General features: G+C 67.5%; 9 protein-coding genes, 1 tRNA gene and 1 pseudogene. 4 read left to right on the top strand and 7 right to left on the bottom strand.

Features of this window, described 5'->3' with window-relative positions:
• Nucleotides 1–288 (bottom strand): cation:proton antiporter domain-containing protein (locus HMPREF0591_RS09045; protein ID WP_040621473.1); only part of this gene is annotated, 288 nt, incomplete at its 3' end.
• Between the two features lie 56 nt (nt 289–344).
• Nucleotides 345–1,636 (bottom strand): annotated as a pseudogene (locus HMPREF0591_RS32225) (MCE family protein).
• A gap of 164 nt (nt 1,637–1,800) precedes the next feature.
• On the opposite strand from HMPREF0591_RS32225, the gene HMPREF0591_RS09035 reads away from it, so the two are divergent.
• The 3 genes from HMPREF0591_RS09035 to HMPREF0591_RS09025 all read left to right on the top strand — a co-directional run bounded on the left by HMPREF0591_RS09035 (nt 1,801) and on the right by HMPREF0591_RS09025 (nt 3,831).
• Nucleotides 1,801–2,289, top strand: coding sequence for a glutathione peroxidase (locus HMPREF0591_RS09035; protein WP_007168183.1), 489 nt, complete (start codon nt 1,801–1,803; stop codon nt 2,287–2,289).
• A gap of 177 nt (nt 2,290–2,466) precedes the next feature.
• The gene (locus HMPREF0591_RS09030; protein WP_007168182.1) at nt 2,467–2,898 is read left to right on the top strand and encodes a DUF2267 domain-containing protein; all 432 of its coding nucleotides are present in this window, start codon (nt 2,467–2,469) and stop codon (nt 2,896–2,898) included.
• Nucleotides 2,899–2,943: 45 nt separating this feature from the next.
• The gene (locus HMPREF0591_RS09025; protein ID WP_007168181.1) at nt 2,944–3,831 is read left to right on the top strand and encodes a universal stress protein; all 888 of its coding nucleotides are present in this window, start codon (nt 2,944–2,946) and stop codon (nt 3,829–3,831) included.
• 134 nt (nt 3,832–3,965) lie between these two features.
• Here HMPREF0591_RS09025 and HMPREF0591_RS09020 read toward each other — a convergent pair.
• The 4 genes from HMPREF0591_RS09020 to HMPREF0591_RS09005 form a co-directional block, all read right to left on the bottom strand.
• Nucleotides 3,966–4,039 (bottom strand) — tRNA-Met (locus HMPREF0591_RS09020).
• Nucleotides 4,040–4,183: 144 nt separating this feature from the next.
• Nucleotides 4,184–4,720 carry a cupin domain-containing protein gene (locus HMPREF0591_RS09015; RefSeq protein WP_040621471.1) on the bottom strand — a complete coding sequence of 179 codons (537 nt, stop codon included), beginning with the start codon at nt 4,718–4,720 and terminating at the stop codon, nt 4,184–4,186.
• A gap of 23 nt (nt 4,721–4,743) precedes the next feature.
• On the bottom strand, nt 4,744–5,442 hold the full coding sequence (locus HMPREF0591_RS09010) for a nitroreductase family protein (protein WP_007168179.1): 699 nt from the start codon (nt 5,440–5,442) through the stop codon (nt 4,744–4,746).
• Nucleotides 5,443–5,460: 18 nt separating this feature from the next.
• Nucleotides 5,461–6,090: an HD domain-containing protein gene (locus tag HMPREF0591_RS09005; protein WP_007168178.1), complete on the bottom strand. Its 630-nt coding sequence runs from the start codon at nt 6,088–6,090 to the stop codon at nt 5,461–5,463.
• Here HMPREF0591_RS09005 and HMPREF0591_RS09000 point away from each other — a divergent pair.
• Entirely contained in the window at nt 6,041–6,394 is a 354-nt protein-coding gene (locus tag HMPREF0591_RS09000) for a helix-turn-helix domain-containing protein (protein WP_007168177.1), read from the top strand. The genes HMPREF0591_RS09005 and HMPREF0591_RS09000 overlap by 50 nt on opposite strands.
• A gap of 126 nt (nt 6,395–6,520) precedes the next feature.
• Here the strand turns inward: HMPREF0591_RS09000 and HMPREF0591_RS33040 are convergent.
• Nucleotides 6,521–6,758, bottom strand: a 238-nt coding sequence (locus HMPREF0591_RS33040; RefSeq protein ID WP_007168176.1) for a hypothetical protein, incomplete at its 5' end; no start/stop codon positions are given.

Below are 6,758 nucleotides of genomic sequence, written 5' to 3'. Positions count from 1 at the left end.
CGCCGCCCGCGCCAAAGCCTGCGGCAGCGACGACCGCAGCGCGCCGGCGCCGACCGGGACGTGGGTGCCCACGACGAACATGACCAACGCGAACCCGACGTTGGCGAGCAGCTGGAAGGTCGGGTTGGTGACGTCGACGACGTTGAATCCGGTCCGGCCGACGGCGAGGCCCGCCGTGAGCTCACCGATGATCACCGGAATGCGCAGGCCCGGCAGAGCGGCCAGCAGCGGACCGGCCAACCCGATGGCGGTCAGCAGCGCCAGGGTGTGAAAGCCGAACCCCGACACGTCAGCGGTCCCTGCGCGGCGGCACGAAGACATTCTGCATTCTTGGCCGCGTAGTTCTAGGGATTGATGGTGTTATCCCCGACCTGGCGGCCCCAGACGTACTCGATCGCGTACGGCGATCCGGTGTCCAGGTGGTTGTACGGCGCGATGCTGTTGCCGGTGTCCATCACCAATTCCGGTGCGGGCCACAGATGACGGGTGATGGGCTGCCAGCAACCCGGCGCGCCGCCCGGGCCGCCGTGGGCGTTCACCCGCGGCAGGTTCTCCGGGTAGGTGTACGGGTTCGGCGCGCCGCCCACCACGCCGGCCAGGCCGCCGACCAGGCTGGCGATGGTGGCCACCGCGGACACCGGGTTGGCCAGCAACCCCAGCCCGGACAGCGCCTCGGTGTTCATGTTCAACGAGTAACCGTTGAAACCGCCTTCGGAGGCACCGGTCAGGGGCACCACGTCGTGGTAATTCTTCAGCGTGCAGTAGATCGCGGGGCTGTAGGTGTCCAGCAGCTGCGCCGAGGGCACCAGGTCCTGGGCGCCGCGCGCCAGGTACGGGCCGCCCTTGTTGAAGATGTCGGCGCCGGTGTTGCCGAACCCGGCCGCCGCCAACAACGCCTGGTCCAGATCATTCTGCTGGGCGTTGATGGTGCGCGAGGTGATCACCGCGTTGTTCAGGAAATCGAACAGGTCGGGTGCGGCGTTGGCGTAGGTATCGCCCAGCCCGGCCAGCTGCTGAATGTCGTGGCGCGCCTAGGGCATCTGCGGGTTGACGTCGTCGAGGATCGCGTTGGCGTTGACCACCGACTGGCCCAACTTGTCACCCAACCCGGTCAGCGCCTGGGCGGCCGCGCTCAGCGTCAGGTTCAGCTTGACCGGATCCACCTTCTCGTTGATGGACACGATCGTCTGGAACAGCGTGTTGATCTCGGTGGTCACCGACCGCGCGTCGATCACGGTGTGCGGGTTGATCCGTTGCGGCGACGGGTTTTCGGTGTCGTCAGCGAGACGTACTTGCCGCCGGACACCGTGGTGGCCCTGATGTCGGCGTTCACGTTGGACGGGATCAGCGACAGATACCGCGGATACACCTCCAGGGTGAATTTGGCCGCGGGCTTACCGTCGCGCACGGTCTCCGAGATGTCGCCCACCCGGCCGATCTCCACGCCGTTGTAGGTGACCTTCGAGCCCGGGTCCATCACCAGCCCGGCGCGCGACGCCAGCATCGTCAAGTTCGTCTTCGCGGTGATGCCGCCGCGGAACTGGACGTACACCATGGTGAACACGATGGCCAGGATCACCAGCACGCCGACGGCGATCCACCGGTATGGCAGCAGTCGCTGGGAGTTGATCTGCACCGGCGAAGACGTTGTCACCAGTGCCGCCACCCCTCCGCGTCTCGTTCCCGGCCCTGCACAGATATTCAATAAAGAAGTCCAGTGGAATGTACCTTGGCGGTCACCGCTCGTGCGAACCGGCGTTCGCAGATTCAACGGCCGGGCCGTGCGTTAGCGTCATCCGCGTGACCCTCAAAGACATACCCCTGACCACCCTCGACGGCCGCGCCACGACGCTGGCCGAACTGTCCGACGGCGCAACGCTGGTCGTCAACGTGGCCTCCAAATGCGGTCTGACTCCGCAATACACGGCGCTGGAGAAGCTCGCCGAGGACTACGGCGACCGTGGCCTCACCGTCGTCGGCCTCCCCTGCAACCAGTTCATGAGCCAGGAGCCGGGCACGGCCGAGCAGATCCGGGAGTTCTGTTCGACGACCTACGGGGTGACGTTCCCGCTGCTGGCGAAGACCGACGTGAACGGCGACGACCGGCACCCGCTCTACGCCGAGCTGACCAAGGCCGCCGATTCCGCCGGCGAGGCCGGCGACATCCAGTGGAACTTCGAGAAGTTCTTGCTCTCCCCCGGCGGTGAGGTGGTGCGGCGGTTCCGGCCCCGCACCGAGCCCGACGCCCCCGAGGTGATCAGCGCCATCGAGGACGTCCTGCCCCGGTAGGCGTGCAGCGGCTCGGTGGTGCCGGGGCGAGTGGCCGAAAGTCCTCCGGCGCGGAGTCCATCGCCCCTTCTCTGCTTCGCGCGCGACGGAGTTGACTGAAGGCCGTGCGTGGCCGCACGTGGGCTTGGGCCAAAAGCAGTCCACCCTGCTGGTCACAACGTCTTCGAGGAGGCACCCATGGCGACGAAAACCAGGGCCACGGCACTCGATCACGCAATCGATGCCGCACACACATGGGTCAACGACGTGGCCAAGGAGTTCGACACCGAGGATCGCGAGTTCGCCTACCGCGTCCTGAGGGCCTGGCTCCACACCCTGCGCGATCGGCTCACCGTGGACGCGAGCGCTCATTTCGCCGCCCAGCTTCCCGACCTGATCCGCGGCGTCTTCTATCAGGCATGGAATCCCAATTCCGTCCCGGACAAGTACGACGCCAAGGCCTACGCCGTCCGGTTCGCGCGCGAGGCGAACATCGCACTCGACGAAGTGGACCGGGCCGCGGCGGCCACCACCGCGGCTGTCTTGCATCATCTGCCCGCTGCGCTGATAGACAAGGCGCTGGGACAGCTCCCCATGGACATTCGCAAGATGCTGCAACCCCAGCGCTGACTGATGCTCGTTTGAATCGCTTAACGATCGAGGCAGGGGAACGAAATGTCCGAACGCGAAACACATCGCGGCATTATGGTCGGCGTCGACCGATCAGCGTCCTCGATGGCCGCGGTCGCCTGGGCGGCTCGCGATGCGGCGATACGCAATGTGCCGCTGACACTCATGCACGTCATCGCACCGGTCGTGCCGGCGGTTGCGCCGTGGCCGGCGATTCCCATTCCGCAAGACTATTTCGAGCGGCAGGACGAGAAGGCACGGCAAATTCTCGAAGACGCGCGACAGGTGGTCGCCGACAGCACCGCCGACCATGGCCCGCCGTTCGTGTACAGCGTGGTGGTACGGGGCCCGACCGTTTCCACGCTCGTCAACGAGTCCAAGATCGCGGACATGATGGTCGTGGGGTACCGGGGCGAAGGCGCGTTCAGCCGGGTCCCGTTCGGCTCGGCCAGCACCGGCCTGGTGAACTACGCGCATTGCCCGGTCGCCGTCGTCCATGACGAGGCTCCGCCGCGCCCGCAGGCACCCGTGCTGGTGGGAATCGACGGTTCGGCCGCGTCAAAACGGGTGGCGGAGATCGCCTTTGAGGAGGCCTCTCGCCGGGGCGTGGAGTTGGTGGCACTGCATGCGTGGTCGGACGTCAGCGTGTCGGAAGTGCCGGGTCTGGATCTCGAGATGATGGAAGTGCGCGCACGAGAGTCGCTCGCCGAGTGGCTCGCCGGACTTCAGGAGCGCTACCCCGATGTCGGAGTGCGACCCGTGGTGGTGTGCGATCAGCCGGCTCGTCAACTCATCGAGCACTCGGAGTCCGCACAACTCGTCGTCGTCGGCAGTCACGGTCGCGGCGGATTCGCCGGCATGCTGCTGGGCTCGGTGAGCACGGCCGTCGCGCACGCGGCGCAATCGGTGGTGATCGTTTCTCGCGAGTCCTAGCGGGGCCGGGGGCCGCCGGTGACGAGCCCCAGGCGCTCTTCTTGACGCATAGCCGAAGCGCCCGAGAAACGAGGATCGGATCCCGAATGCATGAAGCGGCCCCCGGAGGATTCTCCGGGGGCCGCTTCGTTTAGTAGCGGGGACAGGATTCGAACCTGCGACCTCTGGGTTATGAGCCCAGCGAGCTACCGAGCTGCTCCACCCCGCGTTGGTGAATGCCAGGTTACCGAACCGGCATCACGGCGACCAAATCGCGGGCTCACCGGGGGTGCGGCGGCCTTCGGCGGCGAGATTGCCGCCACGGTCGTGGCGGGTGGACTAACCACAGCCGTCACGGCAATCTCGGCGAGTTTTAATGCGACGGCGGGTTCAGCCCGTACCGCCGCGCGATGTCGTCCACCCAGTCGGGCGACCCGTAGGTCAACCCGTACTTGTCGGCCAGCTCGCCGAACTCCGGAAGCTCGTGCAGAACCTTGCCGGCCGGGTCGTCGGCGTGCTCGACGAGCAACTCCCCGAGCTCGCGGAAATAGTTCTCGAATCCGCCGGGCGTGATGACTTCGATGATGCGTCCGGGCTCGTTGCCGGCGTTCCACATCGCGTGCATCTGGCCGCGGGGCTTGGTGATGTAGCCACCCGGACCCAGAACCACTTCGCTGTCGTCCGAGCGGAAGCCGATCTCACCGGCCAGCACGATCGAGTGCTCGTCCTCACGAGTGTGCATGTGCGCGGCCGTGAGCAGGCCGACCGCAAACGGGTGCTCGACGATCGACACCTCGCCGCCGTTGGTCTTGCTGGAGAGTTTGAACACCGCCCCGAATCCGGGGAGGGCGACGTGCTCGCCCGCCCCCGGCTGCACCACGGTGACCCCGATGTCGTTCCATACAGTCATGTGACTCACCTTCCTGGGGCCCGTCATCCCGCCGCCGGGAGCTCCGCCGTTTCGTGAGGCGGCCACAGCGGCCGCGGCACCTCGAGACCGAACGGCGCATCCCAGCGGTTGCGGGACGAAACCTCGTGCACGGGAAGCCGATTGGCCGCGACGGCCCACTTGCCCCGGGGGTAGCCCAGGGTCAGCATGGCCGACATCTTCCAGCCCTCCTCGATGGGCACGCCCAGCAACTCGTTCACCCGGTCGCGGAAATTGTTGAGCACCATCGTCATCACCCCGCCGACGCCCTCGGCGCGGGCGGCGAGCAACACACTCCAGATCGCCGGATAGATGTTGGCACCGCCGAGGTCGTCGATGGCGAAGACGAAGAGCAGCAAGGGAACCTCGTCGAAGTGGTCGGCCAGGTAATCCCCGGAACCCTTGATCCGGCGCATCGTTTCGGCGTGGGCGGCCGGGTCAGCTCCGGGGGCCGGCGTCACCATCGGACCCTGTCCCGTCCGGAACTTCTCGTATTCGAGGGCGCGGGCCTCCCTGAACAGCCGCGCGAACTCGCGGATCAGCTCCCGGTCGTCCACGGCCACGAAGTGCCAGCGCTGGGTGTTGCCGCCGTTGGGCGCCCGGACGGCCGCGTCGAGGATGCGGGCCTGGGTGTCCAGCGGAATCGGGTCCGGCCGCAACCGCCGCATCATCCTGGTGGTGTACAGCGCCTCGTGGATCTCCATTGGTCCGCTCCTTTCCGCTTACTCGGGCCAGCTGTTGTTCAGGATCGCGCCGACGAAGTCGACGCGCTCGAAGGCGGGATCGAAGTGGGCCAGCACGTCGGCGTTCATGGTGCCGGCGGTCGTCAGCGGGCGGTGCTTCATCCCGTCGTTGAAAGCCGCGAGGATGCGGTTCTTGAAATCGGGGCGCGGGTGGGCGGCCGTCACCGCCGCGAGGGCATCGGGGGCCAGCGACTCGCGGCCGACGCCGACCACGTCGACCTCGACACCGGCTTGCAGCAGAGCGACTTCGGGGTCGAGGAACTCCGGCACGCCGGGCGTCGTGTGCAGCGCGATCCCGAGCCACACCTTGTCGGCGGCGGCTTTGTCGACGCCACGGGCGGTGAGGAAGTCGCGGGCCGCGTTCGCGCCGTCGACCTCGAAGCGGATCGTCGAGCTGCGGTAGCGGTCCGTGAGCCCGATGTCGTGGAACAGCGCGCCGACGTAGAGCAGTTCCAGGTCCGGCCGCAGCCCGCGGCGCAGCCCCTGCAGGGCGCCGAACAGGAACACCCGCCGCTGGTCGTCTACCTGAAACGCGCGGGGGGGCCAGTCGCAATTCTCGGTGCTGGTCGAGGCCGACCCGCCGCCGCAGTCGCCGCTGCGGGCGGTCATCGATGCGGTCGCGGCCGACCCCGCCGCCGACCACAGCGTGACATCCCTTGCCGCCCGAGCGTCGCTGAGCACGCGCCAGCTGACCCGGCTCTTCCAATCCGAGCTGGGGATGACCCCCGCCCGTTATGTCGAGCTGGTTCGGATCGACTTCGCCCGTGGCGCACTGGAATCGGGCCGGTCCGTCAGCGAGACCGCGGGCATGGCCGGCTTCGGCAGCATCGAAACCCTGCGGCGGGTGTTCGTCAATCACCTGGGCATCAGCCCGAAGGCCTACCGGGAGAGGTTCCGAACGGCCTACGCCTGAGAAGCTGTCCTGCCGACCGCTCCGCCGGCGAGCGCGCGCAGAATGCCGCGCTTTCCGGCGTGTCGCCGTACAAACACGGACGCTCGCGGCAACTAAGGCGAGTTATCTCGCGGCAACTAAGGCGAGTTATTTGGTGTTGTTGTACTTGGTGATCGCGTCGTCCAACCGCTGCAGCGCGGCGCCGTAGCCGGCGAAATCGCCCTTCTTCTGGGCGTCCTTGACCGCGCCGAGCGCCGCCTGGATCTCTTGCAGGGCGGCGGATTTCGCCGGGGACAGCGTCGTCGCACCGTCGGGAACGGGTGGAACCGCCGCCGCCGGCGGCGAGGGCGCTCCCGGTGTTCCCGCCGGCGCGGGCGGGTGGCGG

It is taken from the genome of Mycobacterium parascrofulaceum ATCC BAA-614 (genome assembly GCF_000164135.1).
In the GTDB taxonomy this organism is placed as follows: Bacteria; Actinomycetota; Actinomycetes; order Mycobacteriales; family Mycobacteriaceae; genus Mycobacterium; species Mycobacterium parascrofulaceum.
Note: the sequence above shows the minus strand (reverse complement) of the source record. Positions and strands in the feature narration are given on the sequence as shown.

What these genes read in the sequence shown, in the direction of transcription:
- HMPREF0591_RS09030 (WP_007168182.1), top strand. Translation starts at nt 2,467, where the DNA reads ATGGCGACGAAAACCAGGGCCACGGCACTCGATCACGCAATCGATGCC.
- HMPREF0591_RS09025 (WP_007168181.1), top strand. Translation starts at nt 2,944, where the DNA reads ATGTCCGAACGCGAAACACATCGCGGCATTATGGTCGGCGTCGACCGA.
- HMPREF0591_RS09015 (WP_040621471.1), bottom strand. Translation starts at nt 4,720, where the DNA reads ATGACTGTATGGAACGACATCGGGGTCACCGTGGTGCAGCCGGGGGCG.
- HMPREF0591_RS09010 (WP_007168179.1), bottom strand. Translation starts at nt 5,442, where the DNA reads ATGGAGATCCACGAGGCGCTGTACACCACCAGGATGATGCGGCGGTTG.
- HMPREF0591_RS09005 (WP_007168178.1), bottom strand. Translation starts at nt 6,090, where the DNA reads ATGACCGCCCGCAGCGGCGACTGCGGCGGCGGGTCGGCCTCGACCAGC.